This window comes from Rhizobium sp. BR 315, assembly GCF_050577975.1.
Classification (GTDB): Bacteria; Pseudomonadota; Alphaproteobacteria; order Rhizobiales; family Rhizobiaceae; genus Rhizobium; species Rhizobium miluonense.
Genome location: NZ_JARWKZ010000009.1, coordinates 56,388 through 77,814, shown reverse-complemented (window position 1 = coordinate 77,814; position 21,427 = coordinate 56,388). Strand labels below are relative to the sequence as shown.

Sequence of the window (21,427 nt, the reverse complement as noted above, 5' to 3'; positions counted from 1 at the left end):
CATGGCGGAAATCAAGTCTCACGAATTTGACGGATTCCTCCAAAATGCCGCGCGCAACTACCGGCTTTTCGTTATATACGGCCCGGATCGAGGCCTTGTTTCGGAGCGTGCCGCTCAGATCGCCGCCAAGACCGGCGTCGATCTGAGCGACGCTTTTTCTCTGATAAAACTCGATGTTGGTGATCTGCAGAACGATGCGGGTCGCCTTCTTGACGAGGTCAACGCCATCGGGCTCTTCGGTGGCGAGAAACTCGTCTGGATTCGTGGCGCCGCCAACGAAAAGGCTCTGGTCGATTCGCTTCAGATCATCTCCGAAACACCCCCGGATGCGAGCTTTATCATCATCGAGGCCGGCGATCTCAAGAAGGGATCGGGCCTACGCAAGGTCGCCGAACCGGCCCGCGCGATCGCAACCATTCCCTGTTATGCCGACGATATCAGAGCTCTTAACGGCCTGATCGACATTGAACTAACAAATGAAGGCCTGCGCATCACGCCGGCAGCCCGCCAGTCCCTCCTGGAGCTTCTCGGAGGAGATCGTATTGCGTCACGCAACGAAGTACGCAAGCTTGCGCTTTATTGCCGGGGGCAGAGCACCATCGAGGAAGAGCATGTCCTCGACATTATTGGCGACGCCAGCGCCATTTCCGCCGATGATGCCGTCGACGCTATCCTAAAAGGCGACTCTGAAGGGTTCCTGCGTGCCATGCAGAAGATCGCTTCTTCGAAAACGCCGATGTTTCTCGTGCTGCAGGGATGCCTGAAGCAATTTCAACTGCTTGACACGATGCGGGCCGAAATGGATGAGAAGCGATTGGCACCAGCCCAGGTGATGCAGACGCTCGGGCGCCACCTGCATTTTCGTCGCAAGCCAATCATTGAACAAGCGCTCAAAAGCTGGTCGGCGCCTGCCATCTCTCGCGAAATGAACAGGCTGCAATCCGCCATTCTTCAGACGCGGCAGCGTGCCAGTCTCGAAGAGACCATCGCCACGCAAACTCTTCTGGCAACAACGCTGCAATCAGCCCGCAAGAGCTGATTTTTACGCGTAATGACTGAGCTCAACGCCGCTCCAGCAGGCGGCAGATTTCTTCAAGCTGTTCCAGCGTCTTATAGGATATCCTAACCTGGCCGCCATTGCCTCGGTGGTTGATCGACACATCCAGCCCGAGCGTATCCGAAAGCGTGCGTTCGAGCGCCAGCGTATCGGAATCCTTCTCATCCCTATGCGCGCCGGCCGGGCGAGGGTCGTTTTGCGCCTTGATGTCATTCTGCGCCAATCGCTCGGCATCACGAACGGACATGCCCTTGGAGACGATCGTACGGGCTAAACCGGCCGGGTCTGATGTCGAGACTAGCGCGCGTGCGTGGCCAGCGGACAAGCTGCCGGCGGCAAGCATGTCGCGCACAGGATCAGGCAACTTCAGCAGACGGAGAGAGTTGGCAACATGGCTACGGCTCTTGCCGATGATCTCGCCGAGATCGTTCTGCGTATAGCCGTGCTCGGCGATCAACTGCTCGTATCCAAGCGCCTCTTCTAGTGGATTGAGGTCGGCACGCTGAACATTCTCGACGATGGCAATTTCCAGCGCGGTCTTGTCATCGACATCCCGAACGATAACGGGGATCTCGATGAGGCCTGCCAGTTGCGCGGCACGCCAGCGTCTTTCACCGGCAATGATCTCATAACGATCTACCGAGACCGTGCGAGCGACGACCGGTTGTACGATACCATGCTGCCGTATGGAACTGGCGAGGTCATGCAGCTCGGTTTCGTCGAAATAACGGCGGGGATTGCGCGGATTGCGCGAGATGAATTCGATCGGCACCAGGCGGTCCGGATTGACGGTCGGCCTTCCTGCTTCCACGGGCGTCGGCTGATCCATCTCACCGATGAGAGCCGCTAATCCACGCCCAAGACGCCGTTTCGAAAGATCATCATTCATCACCGATACTCACTCTGGAACAAAACTATGTCAGGCTGCAGCCTTGCGCTGCCGCTCCCGCTGAATCACTTCCGAGGCCAATTGCAGATAAGCCTGGCTGCCCGCACATTTCAGATCATAGAGAATCGCAGGCTTGCCGTAAGACGGCGCCTCAGACACGCGTACGTTGCGTGGAATCAACGTATGGTAGACCTTCTCACCAAGATGGGTGCGAACATCGCTCACTACTTGTTGCGCAAGATTGTTTCGGGAATCAAACATCGTTAGAACGATGCCCTGAATGTCGAGCGAAGGATTGACCGTGCGTCGAACCTGATCGACCGTCTCGAGCAACTGGCTAAGACCTTCCAGAGCAAAGAACTCGCACTGCAACGGCACCAGCACCGAGTGCGCGGCTGCCATGGCATTCATTGTAAGCAAATTGAAAGAGGGTGGGCAATCGACCAGAATGTAGGAGAAGGAGAGAGCGTCCGGGCTATTGAGCGCACGCCGCAGGCGAAACACCCGGTCAGGCTGCTGCGCAATTTCCATCTCGACGCCGAGCAAGTCCATGGTCGACGGCACGATGAAGAGATTCGGAACAGCGGTTTCGAGCACCGTTTCCAGAATCGTATGCGTTCCGGCCAGGAGATCATAAGATGACTGTTTCCGATCGCGCCGCTCAATACCCAGGCCGGTACTTGCGTTACCCTGCGGGTCAAGATCGACGATCAATACGCGCTCGCCTATAGCGGCAAGCGCCGTAGCCAAATTGATCGCGGTCGTTGTCTTGCCAACGCCGCCCTTCTGATTTGCGATGGTAATAATCCGGTTTCGCTCGCCGATCATCTGCCGCACATCCAATTTCGGTTAAATCAGGTGCCGAATACCACTCAGTTCCAAAATGACGGAATCTCGCTCGACGACACTTCGATGTTTTACCAGATCGAATTCCCAACGACCACGGGCTTTCTGGAGCTCGCGCTCGTAATCCCGGCCTTTATGCAACAATAGGCGCAGATTCTTATTGCGCTCCAGCCAAGGCGCAGAATAGTCCAGCAGCAAATCAAGTTCAGCGAGCGCACGCGCCGAAATCGTATCACAATGTTGGATAACTGCAGGCGCCTCCTCGATCCGGATCGCATGAACAGCGCCACGCGCTTCGCATTCGCGCAGACAAACCCGCAGAAAGGCTGCCTTTTTCTGATTGCTCTCCACCAGATCAACATGGCCGGCGCCCCGTTCCGCCAACAGAATCGCCGTTATAATGCCCGGAAAACCGCCACCGCTGCCCAGATCGACCCAGTGATTCGTTTTCGGCTGAAGCTGGAAAATCTGGGCGCTATCCGCAATATGCCGGCTCCAAAGATCGCCAATCGTCGACGGCGCTACGAGATTGATCGTCTTCGCCCACTTCTGGAATAGCTCCGCAAAGTGCTGCAGCCGCTCCTGTGTTTCACGTGAAACACGTACACCGTTCAATTCCATAAATTTAGACTCTCAAACCTTGTAGTCTTAGGAAACCAGCTTGCGCTCTTCCGAAGCACCGAGCTTCCGCAGATGCGCCAGAAGCAACGAGATAGCTGCTGGGGTCATTCCGTCGATACGAGACGCCTGGGCGATATTCTTCGGGCGAGCCATCGTCAACTTCTGCTTCAATTCATTAGACAGTCCGGAGAGGACGGTGAAATCGAATTCCATAGGAATCACGCGCTCTTCTTCCTTTCTGGCTTGAACGATATCCGCGGTCTGCCGATCCATATAGACGGCATAGGCGGCTTCGATCTCGATGGCTTCCGTCACGCCACGCTCTATCGTTTCCAGCTCCGGCCAAAGCTTCGAAAGCGTCTTGATCGACTGGCCTGGATGAGACAATAGCTCATAAGCCGAACGCCGCTGACCATCCTTGTTCAGGTGCATACCGACTTTTTCGACCTCACTCGGCGTAATCGTCAATTCCTTCAACTGCGCTCTCGTCTGCTCCAGATTCTCCATGTAGCGGCTAAAGCGAGATGCGCGCGCGCTATTGACACAGCCAATCGCGAGGCCAATCGGCGTCAGGCGCACATCTGCATTATCGGCCCGGAGCGATAGGCGGTACTCGGCCCGCGAGGTGAACATACGGTAAGGTTCAGCAACCCCACGCGAGGTCAGATCGTCGATCATTACGCCGATATAGGATTCGGTACGGCTGAACTCGACGGCTTCGCCGCCAGACGCCAGGCGCGCTGCATTCAGGCCAGCAACGAGGCCTTGCGCACCCGCTTCTTCATAGCCGGTGGTGCCGTTAATCTGACCGGCCAGGAAAAGGCCCGGGATCTTCTCCACTTCCAGGGACAATTTCAACTCGCGCGGATCGACGTGATCATATTCGATCGCGTAACCACATTGCAGGATTCGAACTCGTTCCAGGCCCGGAATGGTTCTGATGAAGGCGTCCTGTACATCCTCGGGGAGGGAGGTCGAAATGCCGTTCGGGTAGATCGTCGTATCGTCGAGGCCCTCTGGCTCCAGAAAAATCTGATGACCGTCGCGCTCGCCGAACTTGACGATCTTATCCTCAATGGACGGACAATAGCGCGGGCCGACACCCTCGATCTGCCCGGAATACATCGCAGATCGCCTCAGGTTATCGGCGATGATTTTGTGTGTCTCCGGCGTCGTACGGGTCACGCCACACTCGACCTGAGGATTCACGATAGAATCAGTCATAAAGGAGAAGGGTGTCGGATCCTCATCCGCACCTTGCCTGCCGACGGAGTCCCAATCGATCGTCGAGCCATCAAGGCGTGCCGGCGTGCCGGTTTTCAAGCGGCCGAGCGCCAGACCATAACGCAGCAGAGTCCCCGAAAGCCCGATGGATGGCTCTTCACCCACACGGCCGGCTGGAATCTTTTTATCACCAATATGAATGAGCCCACGAAGAAAGGTGCCCGTTGTCAAAACAACCGCACCGCAGCGGATCACCCTGCCGTCCTTTAAGGTGACAGCCGAGACACGTCCATGTTCAATCGCCAGATCGAACGCATCACCTTCAATGACTTCGAGATTTGCCGTTTCCTCGATCTCGGCCTGCATCGCAAGTCGATAGAGCTTACGGTCGGCCTGCGTTCGCGGACCGCGGACCGCTGGACCCTTCTTGCGATTGAGCATCCTGAATTGTATGCCGGCCGCATCGGCGATGCGGCCCATAAGCCCATCTAGGGAATCGATCTCGCGGACTAGATGACCCTTGCCAAGACCGCCGATGGCGGGGTTACAAGACATGACGCCGATGGTGGCGCGCTTATGCGTGACGAGCGCTGTGCGAGCGCCCAGACGCGCAGCAGCGGCAGCGGCCTCACTGCCTGCATGGCCACCACCTACGACGACTACATCATAAATATTGTCGAGCATGATTGCGATCCTCGATGAAGCCGTTTGTTTGGCACATCAATTTCTGGAGTCAAGAAGGTTTCACGTGAAACGTTCTCCGGTCACGTCCAATGACGTGTTTCACGTGAATCATTTGCCGATGCAAAACTCGGAGAAAATCACATCCAATAGATCTTCGACATCGACCCGGCCAGTTATTCGACCGAGGCTGTTGGCGCTTAGCCGTAACTGCTCCGCCCTGATATCGAGACCCAGGCTCTCTGATTCAATTGCTGCGCTCAATGCACCTAGACTCTCGGTGAGGAGCACCCGATGACGCAAGCGACTGGGGAGGGCAAGCGAGAGGGAGGAGGAGCGATCCTGCAGATCCTTGATGATAAGCTGATGTAGTTCCTTCAGCCCGGCACCCGACGTCGATGAGATAAGCAAATCATAATCGCCCGGCGCGGTTCCGTGAACATCCGCTTTCGTGCCTAGCTTAAAGACCTTGCCGGTGAAGCCGACAAAATCAGTTTGAGCGGGCTCACCGATCTCGGCAAGTGAAAGAACCATATCGGCATCCGCCACCGTCTTCAGCGCTCGCCGAATTCCCTCGCGCTCAACGATCTCATCCGTCTCCCTTAGACCGGCCGTATCGTAGAGCCTGACGGCGTATCCTTCAATGTTGAGATCCACATGCAGGACATCGCGTGTTGTTCCGGCGATATCGGTGACGATCGCCACCTCGCGCTTCGCCAGAGCGTTCAATAGGCTGGACTTGCCGGCATTGGGCGGGCCGGCAATAACGATCCGCAATCCGTCTCTGACGATCTCGCCAAAGTCCGCCCCAGACAGATGCGTCGCCAGTTCCGAATGAAGCCGTTCCATGTCGGCCCATACGAGGTCGGAAACAGAGCCCGGCACGTCGTCTTCATCGGCAAAATCGAGTTCGGCTTCGATGAGTGCACGGGCTCGCGTCAAACGATCCGCCCAATTCTCGTACAGGTCTGACAGACCGCCGGCGGCGTGCTCCATAGCGAGCCTTCTCTGCATCTCCGTCTCAGCGCTTATGAGATCGGCGAGACCTTCGACCTCTACGAGGTCCATTTTGCCATTTTCGAGGGCACGCCGTGAAAATTCACCATGCTCAGCAAGGCGGCAGTCCTCGAATGTCGCGATCTCCGCCAAGAGCGAGGCGACCACAGCCTTGCCGCCATGAACGTGAATTTCAGCGCAGTCTTCTCCCGTAAACGAAGCGGGACCTGCAAAGGTTAGAACAAGACCGCGGTCGAGGATAAGACCGTTACGAGTCCGAATCGTTTTCAATACTGCATGACGAGGCGCCGGTACGGAACCCACGAGCGATTCCACGGCTGCCATCGCCTGCTTGCCGCTGATGCGAATAACCGCGACACCGGCGGGAAGGCTGCCGCTGGAAAGAGCATAGATCGTTTGGTTCGCTGCGTTCATAAAATTGATCCGCTTCCGAATCGATTCTGATCGGATTGCATGTTCAAGGAGCTCATCGAACTCCGCAAAATGAAAATCGGGCCGCACTAAGCGACCCGATCATACCATTTCACGGTCTCTCTCAAAGAGACGCCGCTAAAACTAGCTAATAGTTACGTATTCATCGACTCGAAGAAATCCGGATTGTTCTTCGTTTGCTTCAATTTGTCGATGAGGAACTCGATCGCGTCGGTCGTGCCCATCGGCGCGAGGATACGGCGCAGAACGAAGATCTTCTGCAGGTCCTGACGCGGCACCAGCAGGTCTTCCTTACGCGTACCGGACTTGAGGATATCCATAGCCGGGAAGATGCGCTTGTCGGCGACCTTGCGGTCGAGAACGATTTCCGAGTTACCGGTGCCCTTGAATTCTTCAAAGATGACTTCGTCCATGCGGCTGCCAGTATCGATGAGCGCCGTCGCGATAATGGTCAGCGAACCGCCTTCTTCGATATTACGGGCGGCGCCGAAGAAGCGCTTCGGGCGCTGCAGGGCGTTGGCGTCGACACCGCCAGTCAGAACCTTACCGGAGGAAGGGACGACGGTGTTGTAGGCGCGGCCGAGACGGGTGATGGAATCGAGGAGGATGACAACGTCGCGCCCGTGCTCGACCAAGCGCTTGGCCTTTTCGATAACCATCTCGGCGACCTGCACGTGGCGAACCGCCGGCTCATCGAAGGTCGAGGAGATGACTTCGCCGCGCACGGAGCGCTGCATGTCGGTCACTTCTTCCGGACGTTCGTCGATCAGAAGCACGATCAGGTAGCAATCCGGATGATTGGCGGTGATCGAATGAGCGATATTCTGCAGGAGAACGGTCTTACCGGTACGGGGCGGAGCGACGATCAGGCCGCGCTGACCCTTGCCGAGTGGCGCCACCAGATCGATGACGCGGGGAGAGAGATCCTTCGAGGTGGGAACGTCGAGTTCCATGCGGAAACGCTCATTCGGATAGAGCGGCGTCAGATTGTCGAAGTGGACCTTGTGACGGATCTTTTCCGGATCGTCGAAATTGATGGTGTTGACTTTCAGCAGCGCGAAATAGCGCTCGCCTTCCTTCGGACCGCGGATCGGTCCCTCGACCGTGTCGCCCGTCTTCAGCGAGAAGCGGCGGATCTGGGAGGGAGAGATGTAGATGTCGTCCGGACCGGGAAGATAGTTCGCGTTAGCGGAGCGAAGGAAACCAAAGCCGTCCTGCAGAACTTCGACGACGCCCTCGCCGATGATTTCCACGTCCTGGCTTGCGAGCACCTTCAGGATGGCAAACATCAATTCCTGTTTGCGCATCGTGCTGGCGTTTTCGACCTCGAGCGATTCGGCAAAGGCCAGGAGATCGGTCGGGGATTTATTTTTCAGTTCCTGAAGCTTCATTTCAGCCATGAAGGGAATTACTCATTTTTTTGAAGGGGAAAGGCAATGTTGCTCGTATTCAGAACCGCGATAGGGGGCGCTCGCGGGCGACAGAATGGATACATGCCACGAAGAGAAGATGGCGGGAAAATAGCGACTCACTTTCCGAACCGCAAGGGGGGCATGCAAAATGAAGGAAATTTAACGTCCCTACCAAAAATGGCCCGATCTTACGCAAACGGCTTCACCACCACCAGGATGACGATCACGATCATCAGAAGTGTTGGCGCCTCGTTCATCATTCGCCAATAGCGTGCCGAATGCTTGTTCTGGTCTCGGGCAAAGGCGCGCACGGCGCTGCTGAAATGGCCGTGAACAGCGGACAGAAGCACAACGAGCCCGATCTTCGCATGCAGCCAGCCGCCCTGGAAATCATAGACCGACCAGGCGAGATAGAGCCCAAAAATCCAAGTCAGGATCATCGCCGGGTTGATGATATAGCGCAGAAGACGTTGCTCCATCACCTTGAAGGTTTCCGATTGCTGCGAACCCGGCTCGGCGTCGGTGTGATAGACAAAAAGCCGCGGCAGATAGAACATTCCGGCCATCCATGAGATGACGGCGATGATATGAAGCGCCTTGATCCAGAGATAGAGATCGACCGGATGCCAGGCGAACAATCCTATCGCCAGCACAGCAAAAGCCAGGATCATAAAATAGGCCCGTCGTCCGGCCCTCTGGCCGGGGGCCGTATCGGTCTGCTTCTCCATCGTCGTCAGCCTCTCCATCCGCGCACGCGTTCGACGAGCGCAGCAACATTGGCCGGATCTGCCTGCGGCGTTATCCCGTGCCCAAGATTGAAAATCAGTGGGCCGTTACCGAGCTGCTGCAGGATGTCGTCGATACCGTCCTCCAGCGCCTTGCCGCCGGCAACGACGCGCATCGGATCGAGATTGCCCTGCACAGGGCCTTCCTGCTGCAGGTCCCGCGCGAATGCCAGTGGTACCGACCAGTCGAGACCGATTGCGTCCACACCTGTCTTCTGCCGATAGGTTTTCAGCTGGTATCCAGCGCCCTTGGCGAAGGCGATGATCCGCGCGTGCGGTCGCTGTGCTTTTACGGAAGCAATCATTCGCGCGACCGGCCTGACGGCATAGGCCTCGAATTCCTTCTCACCGAGCACACCGGCCCAGGAATCGAAAATCTGTACGGCGTCGGCGCCGGCATCGATCTGCGCCACGAGATAATCGGCGGATATATCGGCAAGCAGCATCAGGAGATGATCGAACGCCTTGGGGTGGCGATAGGCAAACAGACGGGCAGGAGCCTGGTCAGGCGTGCCGTGTCCGGCAATCATATAGGTCGCAACGGTCCAGGGCGCGCCGCAGAAGCCGAGCAGCGTCGTCTCCAGGGGCAAGCCCTGCCGCAACCGCCGAACCGTCTCCATGACGGGCGCAAGGTGCGCAATCACCCCATCCGGCTTCAGGGCCAGAATTCCAGCCTCGTCGATCGGATCCATCTCCGGCCCGTGTCCCTCGGTGAAACGAACATTGCGCTTCAATGCATCGGGGATGACGAGAATATCCGAAAAGAGAATAGCCGCATCGAAGCCATAGCGTCTGATCGGCTGCAATGTCACTTCCACCGCATGGTCGGGCGTATAACAGAGATCGAGAAAACTTCCGGCCTTGGCGCGTGTCTCGCGGTACTCCGGCAGATAGCGACCAGCCTGGCGCATCAGCCAGAGAGGGGGAGGGGAAAGCGTTTCTCCGCTCAGCACCCGCATGATCTTCCGGCGTTCATCGGTCAAAGACGTCGTCCTATATAAAATCAAACATATATCTAAGGTTTCTATTTCTTAGAGTCGGTGACTATCAAGGATTAAAGTTCATCCAGTACCTGTCCAATTTGTCGCGGCTGAACGGCAAACGAGCAAACAAATCGGTGTCGTCGATGGGAAATGTGGAAAGAGAACAGGATCTTTCAATCTTTTGAACGGCTTGTCGAAGGCTTCGCTTTGACCCCGCCTGGGGATAAGCTGGGGAGCTCTCAGCCTCAGTTCAATTTGTCCACATTGCCCACAGCCACCGCGAAAGCCGTCTCGCGAAAATTCCAAATGTGGAAAACTCGGCGGTTTTCCACTTGCCCTGGATAGGCCGGTTCTCGTACCTCTCTTTTCTCCCGAGATATCAACAGGCGATGGAAAGTAGCGTGGAAAACCGAACGAGCTTCTTTCATCTGCACCTGATTTCTGACTCAACAGGAGAGACTCTCATCTCCGCCGGCCGGGCTGCTTCCGTGCAATTCCACGCCACACAGCCGATCGAGCACGTCTATCCACTGATTCGGAACCGCAAGCAGCTGCTGCCCGTTCTGGAGGCGATCGATCACAGCCCGGGCATCGTCCTCTATACGATCGTCGATCGCGAGTTAGCAGATTTCATTGCCGAGCGTTGCCGGGATATGGGCGTGCCCTGCGTGAATGTGCTCGAACCGGTCATGAATGTTTTTCAGACTTACCTTGGTACAGCCTCGCGCCGCCGGGTGGGTGCACAGCATGTGATGAATGCGGACTATTTTGCCCGCATCGAAGCGCTGAACTTCACCATGGATCACGATGACGGGCAGATGCCCGACGATTACGATGATGCCGATGTCGTCATCATCGGTATTAGCCGTACCTCGAAAACGCCGACCAGCATCTATCTCGCCAATCGCGGCATCAAGACGGCCAATATTCCGATCGTTCATGGCGTGCCTCTGCCGGAAAGCCTGGCCAGGGCGACGAAACCGTTGATCGTCGGACTGGTGGCAACGACCGATCGCATTTCTCAGGTGCGCGAAAACCGTATCCTCGGCGCGACGCCCGGCTTTGATCGTGGCGACTACACCGATCGTGCCGCCATCTCCGAAGAGCTGAAATATGCCCGCTCGCTTTGCGCGCGGCACAATTGGCCGATCATCGACGTCACACGCCGTTCGATCGAAGAGACTGCCGCGGCCATTGTTGCCCTGCGCCCCAAGCTGCGTTAAGCGCTGCACATCATAATCTCAGAGGCAGATGTCATGACCTTGCCCCTTATCCTTGCGTCGTCCAGCCCGTTTCGCCGCATGCTGATGGAGAATGCAGGACTGCATTTCCAGGCCATCGCCGCCAATATTGACGAGCGTGCCATTGAGGCGCCGCTGGAGCACAATGGCGCCAGCCCCGATGCAGTAGCGCTGGTGCTGGCCAAGGCAAAGGCCAAAGAGGTGAGCGATCGCTTTCCGGGCTCGCTGATCATCGGCTCGGATCAAACCATGTCACTCGGCAGCAAGGTCTTCCACAAGCCGAAGACCATCGCCGACGCCGAAAATCATTTGAAGATCTTGTCGGCGCAGACCCACCGTTTGAATAGCGCTATCGCCCTGGCGCGCAACGGCGATATCATCTGGGAGCATATGTCACACGCCAATCTGACGATGCGCGCGCTGTCGACCGATTTCATTCATCGGCATCTCAGCCGCGTCGGCGAGAAGGCATTGTCGAGTGTCGGCGCGTATCAACTCGAGGGGGAGGGTATCCAGCTCTTCTCCAAGATCGACGGCGACTATTTCACGATCGTCGGATTGCCGATGGTGCCGCTTCTTGAAAAACTGCGCGAGTTGGGAGCGATCGATGGATGATTCACGTGAAACACAAGGGCCGAAAGCGTTTGTCACGGGCTACCCGGTCAAGCATTCCCGCTCGCCTTTGATCCACGGCTACTGGCTGCGGCAGCTCGATTTAGCCGGCAGTTATCGCGCCCATGAAGTTCCTGTGGCGGAGTTTCCTTCTTTCATTGCCTCGCTGAAAGATGGCACCAGCGGCTTCGTTGGCGGCAATGTCACCATCCCTCATAAGGAAGCGGCGTTCAAACTGGCGGATCGGCCGGATGCCCTTTCGGAAGAGCTTGGCGCTTCCAACACGCTATGGCTTCAGGACGGGGTCCTTCACGCGACCAATACCGACGGCCGCGGTTTCACGGCGAACCTCGACGAGCGCCATCCCGGCTGGGATCGCGGTGATCGCGCTCTGATCCTCGGAGCAGGCGGCGCCAGTCGCGCCATTATCCAGGCGGTTCGCGACCGCGGCTTCAAGGAAATCCATGTGGTCAATCGCACGGTGGAGCGGGCGCAGGAATTGGCCGATCGTTTTGGCGAACGCGTTCATGCCCATCCGATGGCAGCGCTCGGCGAGGTCATGCAAGGCGTCGGCCTATTTATCAATACGACGTCGCTCGGCATGGATGGCGAAGCGGCACCCCGGATCGACTTCTCGCCTCTTGTGCAAGGAGCCGTCGTTACCGACATTGTATATGTGCCGCTGAAAACGCCGCTTCTGGCTCAGGCCGAGGAGCAGGGCTTTGCCATCGTCGATGGTCTTGGCATGCTGCTGCATCAGGCTGTGCCGGGGTTCGAAAAATGGTTCGGACGGCGCCCAGTGGTCGATGAAACCTTGAGAGCTTTGATCATCGCCGACATGGAAAAGCACTGATATGATCAGGATCGGGCTGACAGGATCGATCGGCATGGGAAAGTCGACCTCGGCGAAACTTTTCGCCGAGGCTGGGATCCCCGTGAATGATTCCGATGCCGTCGTCCATGATCTCTATAGCGGCGAAGCGGTTCCGCTGGTCGAGGCAGCTTTTCCCGGCTCTACCAGCGACGGCAAGGTCGACCGGCAGGAGCTCAGCCGAAAGCTTACGAGCGATCCCTCCGGTTTCAAGCGGCTCGAAGCCATCGTTCATCCGCTTGTGCGCGAACGCGAACACCAGTTTCTCGAACGTCACCGGCAGGCCGGCGCTGATATGATCGTGCTCGATATTCCGCTGCTGTTTGAAACCGGTGCGGAAACGAGGCTGGACAAGATCGTTGTCGTCAGCTGCGATCCACAGATTCAAAGAGAAAGAGTGCTTGCCCGGCCGGGCATGACGGAGGAAAAATTCAATATGATTCTCTCCCGCCAGACGCCGGATGCCGAAAAGCGGGCGCGTGCCGATTACATCATCGATACGGGTGGAAGCATCGAGGCGGCTGGCGAACAGGTGAGAGAGATCATCGCGGATCTGCGACGCAAGCAGCAGAGCAAGAAATAGGAAGGCGGAGCACTACATGCGCGAAATCATTTTCGATACGGAAACCACAGGCCTCGACAACAGGGCGGACCGTATCATCGAAATCGGCGGCATCGAGCTCATCAACCATTTCCCGACCGGCAAGACACTGCATCTCTTCATCAATCCCGGCGACCGAAAGGTCCATCCGGATGCGCTAGCCGTCCACGGTATTACCGATGAATCGCTGAAGGACAAACCGCCCTTCGAAACTGTTGCGGATCAAATTCTCGAATTCTTCGGCGATGCCAAATGGATCGCGCACAACGCCACCTTCGATATGGGCTTCGTCAATGCGGAGTTCGCAAGGCTCGGCCGGCCGCCGATCCTGCCGGATATGGTGATCGACACGCTGGCGATGGCCCGGCGCAAGCACCCCATGGGTCCGAATTCGCTGGATGCGCTCTGCCGCCGCTACGGCATCGACAATTCGCATCGCACCAAGCACGGAGCGTTGCTCGACTCCGAACTACTGGCCGAAGTCTATATCGAGATGATCGGCGGCCGTCAGACCGCGCTTGGTCTTGGCAGCGCCAACGGTTCGTCGGCGCGTTCGCGCCAAAGCGATGAAGCGGCGGATGTCGTTGCCGATGTTCTTGCGCGGCCCAATCAGCTGCCTAGTCGGTTGAGCGATGAAGAACTCGCCGCCCATTCGGCGCTGGTCGCCAAGCTCGGCGCGAAGGGAATCTGGTCCAAATATAGCGTGTCCGAATAGGGTGCTTTCCTAAGCGCATAAAAGAAAATGCCCGGACTGTGATCCGGGCATTTTCGTTTCCAGGGTGGAAAAATTCAGACTTAGTTCGGAACGGCCGAGACCTGGGCGCGGGCCTGTTCTTCGGCCATACGCTGCGTGAACATCTGCGCGAAATCGATCGGGTCGATCATCAGCGGCGGGAAGCCACCATTGCGGGTGACGTCGGCAATGATCTGACGGGCGAAGGGGAACAGCAAGCGCGGGCACTCGATGAAGAGCAGCGGCAGCATGTGTTCCTGGGGGAAGCCGGTAACACGGAAGACGCCGCCATAAACCAGCTCGGTGTGGAAGAGAACGCGCTCGCCGTCCTTGGCTTCGGCGTTCAGCGTCAGAACGACGTCGAAATCCTCGTCCGACAACGGGTTGGCGTTGACGTTGACATTGATGTTGATGTCCGGAGCATTTTCCCTGGCCTGAAGCGAGCGCGGAGCACCCGGATTTTCGAAGGAAAGATCCTTGGTGTACTGAGCAAGGATGCTAAGGCTCGGGCTGGCTGCACCGTTTCCGCTGTTCTCGTTGGCCATGGGGGTGTCCTCTCACGTCTCGATGGGTGTCGCCATCTAGCATTTCGAATAGGGGCGCACAACCCTTATGCCCCTGCCGCCTTGAGGCTGCAGCCCTAGTCCTCGAGCCGCTTCTGATCCGACCAGGGCGACTTGCGGTTTGGCTCGCGATGGAAATCGCTTTCGTCGAGATCGACCACCGTTCCAGGCTTTTGCGGTCGCCCCTGCGGGCCGGCGCCGGGATACTGTCCGCGTCGAAAGGCGCGGGAATTGCCGACGATAATGATGCGTTTACGCAGCATCGTCCAGGCAAGATCGCGTACGGCCGGAATGAAAAGCAAGAGGCCGATGAGATCGGAGATGAAACCGGGCAGCATCAGGAAGAAAGCGGCGACGACGATCATGGCGCCATGCACCATCTCGCGGCCGGGGTCGCCGCCATTGCGGCTTTCGGCCGAGATGCGCTGCAGGATGCCGATACCCTGAATTCTTAGCAGAACGGCACCGAGCAGTACGCTGAGGATGACGAGCCCCAGTGTCGCCCAGACGCCGATCATCTTTCCGACGATGATGAATCCGGCAATTTCAGCCAGAGGCATCAGGAAAACGAAGATAGGAAGAAGTGATAGGCGCATGTTACGGTGGTCCTGAAAGCGGGTTTCTTCGCGTAAGCGTTGGTTTCTCGCATATAATAAAGAAACTGGTCCGCTATTTGAATGATAGATCGATGCGGACTATATGGGGATTGAAACTTTAATTTTAACGGTGGTTCCAATACGAGATGGGTGCAAACGACTTTGTGACGATCTTTTTCCTGGTGGCGGCGGTGCTGATCTTCTTTCAGTTGCGCAGTGTCCTTGGTCGCCGCACGGGAAACGAGAAGCCGCCGCGCGATCTCTATGGCTCCGCTGATCCGGCAAGCGGCCCGACGCCGCCGGATGCGGGCAAGGTGGTGACCTTGCCGCGCCGCGATGCGACCGAAGAGGAAGATCGTTTTGCAGCCGTGGACGCCTTCACGCCGGCTGGCACTCAGCTGAATAATTCGCTGCGAGAAGTCAGCAAGGCCGATCCTTCCTTCAACCCGAAGGAATTCGTCAATGGCGCTCGCATGGCCTACGAGATGATCGTCATTGCCTTTGCCGACGGCGACCGCAAATCTTTGAAGGGGCTTTTGTCCCGCGAAGTTTATGAAGGCTTCGACGCAGCCATCGCCGATCGCGAAGGCAAGGGAGAGAAGGTCAAGTCGACCTTCGTCGGCATCGACAAGGCAGATATCGTCACTGCCGAGGTGAAAGGGACCGAAGCTTTCGTCACCATGCGCATCGTCAGCCAGATGATCTCGGCCACCTATGACAAGGCCGGCGCACTCATCGATGGCGATGCCGAAGCTGTGGCGGAGATCAGCGATCTCTGGACCTTTGCCCGCGATACGCGTTCCCGCGATCCGAACTGGAAACTTGTGGCGACCGAATCCGAACAATGACGAGCCCATCGCAGGAATTCAGGCTGGAGCCGGCAACCTTCGCCGATCTGAAGGGCTGGAAGGACGACGATCCTTCTAGCCTTTTTCGCGCTATGAGGAACTGTCGGACCCATATCCGCAATGTGAAGCCCTATCGTACCGGCACAGCCGGGCTGACGGCCGAGGATCTCCTGACGCTGCTTGATGAGGCGGAAGGAAGCGAGCCGCAAGATGCGGCCGAGGCCCGCGCCTTCTTCGAAGAACACTGCCAGCCTTTCTTCATCCGTCGCGGCGATGGCGGAAATGGTTTCGTGACGGCATTCTTCGAGCCGGAGATCGAAGTCTCGGCCATGCGGGATGAAACCTACCGCTATCCATTCTATCGCCGGCCGGACGATCTGATCGATCTCGACGATAGCAACCGGCCGTTGGATCTCGATCCGTCCTATATGTTCGGACGCTTCTGCGACGGAGCGATTTCAGCCTATCCGGACCGTGGCGAGATCGATCGCGGTTACCTTGAAGGCAAGGACCTGGAAATTGCCTGGGCGAAATCCAAGGTCGATGTCTTCTTCGTGCATGTGCAGGGTGCTGCCCGTCTGCGCTATCCGGATGGGCAGCTTGGTCGCATCACCTATGCTGCCAAGGCCGGGCATTCCTTCTCGGCGGTGGGCCGTTTGCTGATCGACCGTGGCTTGCTCGACCGCGCAACGATCTCCATGCAAACGATCCGCGACTGGCTTTATGCCCATCCGGAGCAGGTCGATGAAGTCCTCGCGCACAATCGGTCCTATATTTTCTTCCGCAAGGCCGATGTTAGCGATGAGACCCTCGGCCCGATCGCGGCCGCCAAGGTGCCCTTGGTTGCCGGTCGTTCGCTGGCGGTCGACCGGCTGATCCATACCTTCGGTTTCCCATTCTTCATCCGCTCGGAAAGCCTGAAGCATCTCGATGACGGCAAGCCGTTCGCCCGGCTGATGCTGGCGCTCGACACCGGCTCGGCGATCGTCGGACCGGCGCGCGGCGATATCTTTACCGGTTCGGGCTATGATGCCGGGGAGCTTGCCGGCACCGTGCGCAACGACGCCGATTTTTATATACTCATTCCAAAGGCGGCAGCGCAAAGGTTTGGCTGATGGCCCCGGAACGAAAGGACAAGGAGCGTAAGCTCAGCACGGAGGACCGCATCCTCTGGGGCAAAGTTGCCAAAAGCACGCGCCCCATGCCAGGCCGCAGCATGGCGGATGTCGAGGCTTTCGAAGCGGCGCTGGCGGCTGAAGCCGAAGACGAGGAAAGTGTCCGCGTCGCAAAGGCAAAGATAGCGCCCGTAACCTCGGAGGCGCAGGAAGCTTCGGCACCCGCAAAGCAGCCCGCTGGCCGCCATCATCCGCTGGAACGTCCCGTCAAGCGCAAGATCGCCAAGGGTCGGCTGGCGCTGGAAGCGCGCATTGATCTCCATGGTCTGATCCAGAGCGAGGCGCACGGCATGCTTCTGGATTTCCTTCTGCGAGCGCATGGTCGCGGTCTTCGGCATGTGCTGGTCATTACCGGCAAGGGCAGCTCCATGGGCAGCGAAGGCGCCCTTAAACGTGCCGTACCGCTCTGGTTTTCCAAGCCGGAATTCCGTTTCCTGATCTCCTCCTACGAGACTGCGGCTCAGCACCATGGCGGCGACGGCGCGCTCTATATTCGCCTCGCGCGCGCAAAGGGGGAGAAGCCATGACCCCCTTCGGCGAAGCGGTACGAAAGCTGAGATTGCGCAAGGGCGTCTCGCAGAAGCAGATGGCCGCCGCGCTGAATGTGACTCCGGCTTATTTATCCGCCTTAGAACACGGAAAGCGCGGCACGCCGACCTTCGATCTGCTGCAGCGTATCGCCGGATATTTCAACATTATCTGGGATGAGGCCGAGGAGTTGTTCCTGCTGGCACGATTTTCCGATCCGCGCATCGTCGTCGATACATCGGGGCTTGCGCCCGAATACACGGCCTTTGTCAACCGCTTGGCGGGCAAGATTCGTAACCTTGACGCCGCAACGATCCGAGAGCTAGATCGCGTTCTCGAAAATGGCGGGAAAACCGGCTGAAAAGCGCCTTAATCCCCTGCTTTATGCCTGACTTCGGGGCCTTCCATTTGGAAGTTCGGGGTGAAACATCCTATATTCAGGGAAAGAAAAACCGCTGATTCGGCCGCGATCGGCGAGATTCTCTAAACACTGGAAAGACTTCAATAAATGACCGATACATCCGTAACCGAAAACGGCGGTAGCGCCGAATATGGCGCAGACAGCATCAAGGTTCTCAAAGGCCTTGATGCCGTGCGCAAGCGTCCCGGCATGTATATCGGTGATACGGATGACGGTTCCGGCCTGCATCATATGGTCTACGAAGTTGTCGACAACGCCATTGACGAGGCTTTGGCCGGTCATGCCGATATCGTCACGGTTACCCTTAATCCCGATGGTTCGGTCACGGTTACCGACAACGGCCGCGGCATCCCGACTGATATCCACACCGGCGAAGGCGTTTCCGCCGCCGAGGTCATCATGACCCAGCTGCATGCCGGCGGCAAATTCGACCAGAATTCCTATAAGGTCTCCGGCGGTCTGCATGGCGTCGGCGTTTCCGTCGTCAACGCGCTGTCCGTCTGGTTGAAGCTGAAGATCCGCCGCCAGGGCAATGTCCATGAAATGAGCTTCACCCATGGCGTTGCCGACGCGCCGCTGAAGCAAACGGGCGATGCCGGCAATGCGACCGGCACGGAAGTGAGCTTCATGCCGAGCTCCGAAACATTCACCATGACGGAGTTCGATTACAGCACGCTGGAACATCGCCTGCGCGAACTGGCCTTCCTGAATTCCGGCGTCCGCATCCTTTTGACCGATAAGCGTCATTCCGACGTCAGGCAGGAAGAGATGCTCTATGACGGCGGCCTGGAAGCCTTCGTCGCCTACCTCGATCGCGCCAAGAAGCCGCTGGTTCAGAAGCCGGTGTCGATCCGCAGCGAGAAGGACGGCATCACGGTCGAAGTCGCGATGTGGTGGAACGACAGCTACCACGAAAACGTCCTCTGCTTCACCAACAATATCCCGCAGCGCGACGGCGGCACGCATATGGCCGGCTTCCGCGCGGCTCTGACGCGCCAGATCACCTCCTACGGCGAGTCATCCGGCATCACCAAGAAGGAAAAGGTAACGCTGACGGGTGATGATTGCCGCGAAGGCCTGACTGCCGTGCTGTCGGTCAAGGTTCCCGACCCGAAGTTCTCTTCGCAAACCAAGGACAAGCTGGTTTCCTCCGAAGTTCGCCCGGTCGTGGAAAGCCTCGTCAACGAAGCGCTCAGCACCTGGCTCGAAGAACATCCGTCTGAAGCCAAGGTGCTGGTCGGCAAGGTCGTGGAGGCCGCAGCCGCTCGCGAGGCGGCCCGCAGGGCGCGTGAACTGACCCGCCGCAAGGGTGCGCTTGATATCGCATCGCTGCCGGGCAAGCTCGCCGATTGCTCCGAGCGCGATCCAGCCAAGTCCGAAGTCTTCCTCGTCGAGGGTGACTCGGCAGGCGGCTCTGCCAAGCAGGGCCGTTCACGCGAAAACCAGGCGATCCTGCCGCTGCGCGGCAAGATCCTAAACGTCGAGCGTGCACGCTTCGACAAGATGCTGTCGAGCCAGGAAATCGGCACGCTGATCACCGCGCTCGGCACCGGCATCGGCAAGGACGAGTTTAACGCCGACAAGCTGCGTTATCACAAGATCATTATCATGACGGATGCAGACGTCGACGGTGCCCATATCCGTACGCTGCTGCTCACCTTCTTCTTCCGCCAGATGCCTGACCTCATCGAACGCGGCCATCTCTATATCGCCCAGCCACCGCTTTATAAGGTGGCGCGCGGCAAGTCGGTGCAATATCTGAAGGACGAGAAGGCGCTGGAAGAATATCTGATCGCGCAAGGCCTCGACGATGCCAGCCTCCGGCTTGGCAGCGGTGAAGTACGCGCGGGACAGGATCTGCGCGAGGTTATTTCCGATGCTCTGCGTCTGCGTACGCTGATCGACAATCTGCATTCGCGCTACAATCGCGATGTCGTCGAGCAGGCGGCGATCGCCGGCGCGCTCAATGCCGAGCTGGTCAGCGATCAGGCGCGGGCGGCTGTTCTGGTGGATGACGTCGCCAAGCGGCTCGACCTCATCGCCGAGGAAACCGAGCGCGGCTGGAGCGGCGTCGTGACGGGTGAGGGTGGTCTGCGTTTCGAGCGCACGGTCCGCGGCGTCAAGGAAGTCATCCTTCTCGACATGGCGCTGATCGGCTCCCAGGATGCACGCCTCATCGACCAGCTCGGCGTCCGCCTTAAGGAGACCTACGTCGTGCCGCCGAAGCTCGTGCGCCGTGATGGCGAAGCCGAGGTTTCCGGGCCGCGCAAGCTGTTGGAAACGATCTTCACCGCTGGCCGCAAGGGCCTGACCATGCAGCGCTACAAGGGTCTCGGCGAAATGAATGCCGAGCAACTCTGGGAAACGACGCTCGATCCGAATGTCCGCACGCTGCTGCAGGTAAGGGTTAACGATGCGACGGATGCCGATGGCTTGTTCGCCCGGTTGATGGGCGACGAAGTCGAGCCACGGCGCGAGTTCATTCAGGACAATGCGCTGAACGTCGCCAATCTCGACATCTGATCTGGAGCATTTCCAGGAAAAGTGCGCAGCAGTTTTCCGTCCGGAACGCGTAAAGAAGCAAGAAAAGTTCTATTGCCAAAAAAGAAAAAGGCCCGCCCGGATGCTCCAGGCGGGCCTTTTCTATTTATATCCAATTACTTGGCGATGAAGGTGCCGTTAAAGGCGAGTTCCGAAAGCGGCTTGCGCTGGCTTGGCACTTCGCGCTCGCGCAGCTTTTCCGGAAGCTGGTTCTTGTCGCCGACCTTGCCTATCGCAACGGCCGCTTCGACGCGGAAGCCGTCAGGGATGCCGAGGACTTCATAGGACTTTTCAACGTGGAAGCCGGTCATCCCATGCGCTTCGTAGCCGGCTAGATGTGCCTGGACTGCAAGGAAGCCCCAGGCTGCGCCTGCATCGAACGAATGGCTATAGCTGGGCTTCTGTTCGGCCGAGCCAAGCTCGCCATTGTGGGTGCGGGAAATGACGAAAAGCAGCGCGGATGCGGACTTCACCCAACCTTGGTTGAACTCGACCAGGACGCTCAGGAACTTGTCCCAGTTTTCCGAGCCGCGCAGAGCGTAAAGGAAACGCCAGGGCTGCAGGTTCGAGGCGGATGGTGCCCAATGCGCTGCTTCCAGGATGGTCAACAGATCGGCTTCCGGCATACTCTCGTTGGAATAGGCGCGGGGTGACCAGCGGTCGAGAAAAAGCTTGTCGATCGGATATTGGGATTCGCGGCTATTGCTTGATGTCATTGGGGGCTTCTTTCGTCAGAGGGAGCCGGTTGCC

22 protein-coding genes are annotated in these 21,427 nt (G+C 57.9%); 11 read left to right on the top strand and 11 right to left on the bottom strand.

Annotated features, from left to right (window positions below):
• The first annotated feature begins 1 nt into the window (after position 1).
• Positions 2 to 1,039: a DNA polymerase III subunit delta gene (holA, locus tag QD409_RS12310; RefSeq protein ID WP_430762830.1), complete on the top strand. Its 1,038-nt coding sequence runs from the start codon at positions 2 to 4 to the stop codon at positions 1,037 to 1,039.
• A gap of 22 nt (positions 1,040 to 1,061) precedes the next feature.
• Here holA and QD409_RS12305 read toward each other — a convergent pair whose 3' ends face one another.
• From QD409_RS12305 to hemE, 8 genes are all read right to left on the bottom strand, one after another.
• The gene (locus QD409_RS12305; protein ID WP_092846470.1) at positions 1,062 to 1,946 is read right to left on the bottom strand and encodes a ParB/RepB/Spo0J family partition protein; all 885 of its coding nucleotides are present in this window, start codon (positions 1,944 to 1,946) and stop codon (positions 1,062 to 1,064) included.
• Between the two features lie 30 nt (positions 1,947 to 1,976).
• Entirely contained in the window at positions 1,977 to 2,774 is a 798-nt protein-coding gene (locus QD409_RS12300; protein WP_004127412.1) for a ParA family protein, read from the bottom strand.
• A gap of 21 nt (positions 2,775 to 2,795) precedes the next feature.
• Complete coding sequence (gene rsmG / locus QD409_RS12295; protein WP_430762829.1) at positions 2,796 to 3,413, bottom strand: 16S rRNA (guanine(527)-N(7))-methyltransferase RsmG; 618 nt, start codon at positions 3,411 to 3,413, stop codon at positions 2,796 to 2,798.
• A 27-nt stretch (positions 3,414 to 3,440) separates the two neighbouring features.
• Positions 3,441 to 5,321 (bottom strand): tRNA uridine-5-carboxymethylaminomethyl(34) synthesis enzyme MnmG, encoded by a 1,881-nt coding sequence (gene mnmG / locus QD409_RS12290; protein WP_430762828.1) that lies wholly within the window; start codon positions 5,319 to 5,321, stop codon positions 3,441 to 3,443.
• Between the two features lie 108 nt (positions 5,322 to 5,429).
• Positions 5,430 to 6,749, bottom strand: coding sequence for a tRNA uridine-5-carboxymethylaminomethyl(34) synthesis GTPase MnmE (gene mnmE / locus QD409_RS12285; RefSeq protein WP_092846594.1), 1,320 nt, complete (start codon positions 6,747 to 6,749; stop codon positions 5,430 to 5,432).
• 152 nt (positions 6,750 to 6,901) lie between these two features.
• Complete coding sequence (gene rho / locus QD409_RS12280) at positions 6,902 to 8,167, bottom strand: transcription termination factor Rho (protein WP_028753790.1); 1,266 nt, start codon at positions 8,165 to 8,167, stop codon at positions 6,902 to 6,904.
• A gap of 200 nt (positions 8,168 to 8,367) precedes the next feature.
• Positions 8,368 to 8,907 carry a protoporphyrinogen oxidase HemJ gene (gene hemJ / locus QD409_RS12275; RefSeq protein WP_430762827.1) on the bottom strand — a complete coding sequence of 180 codons (540 nt, stop codon included), beginning with the start codon at positions 8,905 to 8,907 and terminating at the stop codon, positions 8,368 to 8,370.
• A gap of 5 nt (positions 8,908 to 8,912) precedes the next feature.
• Positions 8,913 to 9,947: a uroporphyrinogen decarboxylase gene (hemE, locus tag QD409_RS12270; RefSeq protein ID WP_430762826.1), complete on the bottom strand. Its 1,035-nt coding sequence runs from the start codon at positions 9,945 to 9,947 to the stop codon at positions 8,913 to 8,915.
• 401 nt (positions 9,948 to 10,348) lie between these two features.
• Here hemE and QD409_RS12265 point away from each other — a divergent pair, with 401 nt between their 5' ends.
• Genes QD409_RS12265 through dnaQ form a run of 5 tightly spaced genes read left to right on the top strand, consistent with a single transcriptional unit; the run spans position 10,349 to position 13,987 of the window.
• A complete protein-coding gene (locus QD409_RS12265; protein WP_430762825.1) occupies positions 10,349 to 11,170 on the top strand; it encodes a pyruvate, water dikinase regulatory protein in 822 nt (273 codons plus the stop codon).
• Between the two features lie 33 nt (positions 11,171 to 11,203).
• Entirely contained in the window at positions 11,204 to 11,803 is a 600-nt protein-coding gene (locus QD409_RS12260) for a Maf-like protein (RefSeq protein ID WP_430762824.1), read from the top strand.
• Positions 11,796 to 12,653, top strand: coding sequence for a shikimate dehydrogenase (locus QD409_RS12255; RefSeq protein WP_430762823.1), 858 nt, complete (start codon positions 11,796 to 11,798; stop codon positions 12,651 to 12,653). The genes QD409_RS12260 and QD409_RS12255 overlap by 8 nt, the downstream gene beginning before the upstream one ends.
• A gap of 1 nt (position 12,654) precedes the next feature.
• A complete protein-coding gene (gene coaE / locus QD409_RS12250) occupies positions 12,655 to 13,254 on the top strand; it encodes a dephospho-CoA kinase (protein ID WP_430762822.1) in 600 nt (199 codons plus the stop codon).
• 16 nt (positions 13,255 to 13,270) lie between these two features.
• Complete coding sequence (gene dnaQ / locus QD409_RS12245) at positions 13,271 to 13,987, top strand: DNA polymerase III subunit epsilon (RefSeq protein WP_092846488.1); 717 nt, start codon at positions 13,271 to 13,273, stop codon at positions 13,985 to 13,987.
• Positions 13,988 to 14,067: 80 nt separating this feature from the next.
• Here the strand turns inward: dnaQ and secB are convergent, their stop codons facing one another.
• Both secB and QD409_RS12235 read right to left on the bottom strand, forming a co-directional pair.
• Entirely contained in the window at positions 14,068 to 14,550 is a 483-nt protein-coding gene (gene secB / locus QD409_RS12240) for a protein-export chaperone SecB (protein ID WP_004127443.1), read from the bottom strand.
• 95 nt (positions 14,551 to 14,645) lie between these two features.
• Complete coding sequence (locus QD409_RS12235; protein ID WP_430762821.1) at positions 14,646 to 15,164, bottom strand: FxsA family protein; 519 nt, start codon at positions 15,162 to 15,164, stop codon at positions 14,646 to 14,648.
• Between the two features lie 146 nt (positions 15,165 to 15,310).
• On the opposite strand from QD409_RS12235, the gene QD409_RS12230 reads away from it, so the two are divergent.
• The 5 genes from QD409_RS12230 to gyrB all read left to right on the top strand — a co-directional run bounded on the left by QD409_RS12230 (position 15,311) and on the right by gyrB (position 20,659).
• Positions 15,311 to 16,012 (top strand): Tim44/TimA family putative adaptor protein, encoded by a 702-nt coding sequence (locus QD409_RS12230; protein ID WP_430762820.1) that lies wholly within the window; start codon positions 15,311 to 15,313, stop codon positions 16,010 to 16,012.
• The gene (gene mltA, locus QD409_RS12225; RefSeq protein ID WP_430762819.1) at positions 16,009 to 17,127 is read left to right on the top strand and encodes a murein transglycosylase A; all 1,119 of its coding nucleotides are present in this window, start codon (positions 16,009 to 16,011) and stop codon (positions 17,125 to 17,127) included. The genes QD409_RS12230 and mltA overlap by 4 nt, the downstream gene beginning before the upstream one ends.
• Positions 17,127 to 17,714 carry a Smr/MutS family protein gene (locus QD409_RS12220; RefSeq protein ID WP_430762818.1) on the top strand — a complete coding sequence of 196 codons (588 nt, stop codon included), beginning with the start codon at positions 17,127 to 17,129 and terminating at the stop codon, positions 17,712 to 17,714. The genes mltA and QD409_RS12220 overlap by 1 nt, the downstream gene beginning before the upstream one ends.
• Positions 17,711 to 18,076, top strand: a complete 366-nt coding sequence (locus tag QD409_RS12215) for a helix-turn-helix domain-containing protein (RefSeq protein ID WP_092846498.1) — start codon at positions 17,711 to 17,713, stop codon at positions 18,074 to 18,076. The genes QD409_RS12220 and QD409_RS12215 overlap by 4 nt, the downstream gene beginning before the upstream one ends.
• Before the next feature lie 147 nt (positions 18,077 to 18,223).
• Positions 18,224 to 20,659 (top strand): DNA topoisomerase (ATP-hydrolyzing) subunit B, encoded by a 2,436-nt coding sequence (gyrB, locus tag QD409_RS12210; RefSeq protein WP_430762817.1) that lies wholly within the window; start codon positions 18,224 to 18,226, stop codon positions 20,657 to 20,659.
• A 134-nt stretch (positions 20,660 to 20,793) separates the two neighbouring features.
• Here the strand turns inward: gyrB and QD409_RS12205 are convergent, their stop codons facing one another.
• Entirely contained in the window at positions 20,794 to 21,393 is a 600-nt protein-coding gene (locus tag QD409_RS12205) for a nitroreductase family protein (protein WP_430762816.1), read from the bottom strand.
• Positions 21,394 to 21,427: the final 34 nt, after the last annotated feature.

Bases quoted from the DNA above. Each gene is read 5' to 3' on its own strand.
- dnaQ (WP_092846488.1), top strand. From the start codon at position 13,271: ATGCGCGAAATCATTTTCGATACGGAAACCACAGGCCTCGACAACAGG.
- QD409_RS12230 (WP_430762820.1), top strand. From the start codon at position 15,311: ATGGGTGCAAACGACTTTGTGACGATCTTTTTCCTGGTGGCGGCGGTG.
- mltA (WP_430762819.1), top strand. From the start codon at position 16,009: ATGACGAGCCCATCGCAGGAATTCAGGCTGGAGCCGGCAACCTTCGCC.
- QD409_RS12260 (WP_430762824.1), top strand. From the start codon at position 11,204: ATGACCTTGCCCCTTATCCTTGCGTCGTCCAGCCCGTTTCGCCGCATG.
- QD409_RS12205 (WP_430762816.1), bottom strand. From the start codon at position 21,393: ATGACATCAAGCAATAGCCGCGAATCCCAATATCCGATCGACAAGCTT.
- gyrB (WP_430762817.1), top strand. From the start codon at position 18,224: ATGACCGATACATCCGTAACCGAAAACGGCGGTAGCGCCGAATATGGC.
- rho (WP_028753790.1), bottom strand. From the start codon at position 8,167: ATGGCTGAAATGAAGCTTCAGGAACTGAAAAATAAATCCCCGACCGAT.
- QD409_RS12255 (WP_430762823.1), top strand. From the start codon at position 11,796: ATGGATGATTCACGTGAAACACAAGGGCCGAAAGCGTTTGTCACGGGC.
- coaE (WP_430762822.1), top strand. From the start codon at position 12,655: ATGATCAGGATCGGGCTGACAGGATCGATCGGCATGGGAAAGTCGACC.
- QD409_RS12220 (WP_430762818.1), top strand. From the start codon at position 17,127: ATGGCCCCGGAACGAAAGGACAAGGAGCGTAAGCTCAGCACGGAGGAC.
- holA (WP_430762830.1), top strand. From the start codon at position 2: ATGGCGGAAATCAAGTCTCACGAATTTGACGGATTCCTCCAAAATGCC.
- QD409_RS12305 (WP_092846470.1), bottom strand. From the start codon at position 1,946: ATGAATGATGATCTTTCGAAACGGCGTCTTGGGCGTGGATTAGCGGCT.
- mnmG (WP_430762828.1), bottom strand. From the start codon at position 5,321: ATGCTCGACAATATTTATGATGTAGTCGTCGTAGGTGGTGGCCATGCA.
- QD409_RS12300 (WP_004127412.1), bottom strand. From the start codon at position 2,774: ATGATCGGCGAGCGAAACCGGATTATTACCATCGCAAATCAGAAGGGC.
- secB (WP_004127443.1), bottom strand. From the start codon at position 14,550: ATGGCCAACGAGAACAGCGGAAACGGTGCAGCCAGCCCGAGCCTTAGC.
- QD409_RS12235 (WP_430762821.1), bottom strand. From the start codon at position 15,164: ATGCGCCTATCACTTCTTCCTATCTTCGTTTTCCTGATGCCTCTGGCT.
- mnmE (WP_092846594.1), bottom strand. From the start codon at position 6,749: ATGAACGCAGCGAACCAAACGATCTATGCTCTTTCCAGCGGCAGCCTT.
- QD409_RS12215 (WP_092846498.1), top strand. From the start codon at position 17,711: ATGACCCCCTTCGGCGAAGCGGTACGAAAGCTGAGATTGCGCAAGGGC.
- rsmG (WP_430762829.1), bottom strand. From the start codon at position 3,413: ATGGAATTGAACGGTGTACGTGTTTCACGTGAAACACAGGAGCGGCTG.
- hemJ (WP_430762827.1), bottom strand. From the start codon at position 8,907: ATGGAGAAGCAGACCGATACGGCCCCCGGCCAGAGGGCCGGACGACGG.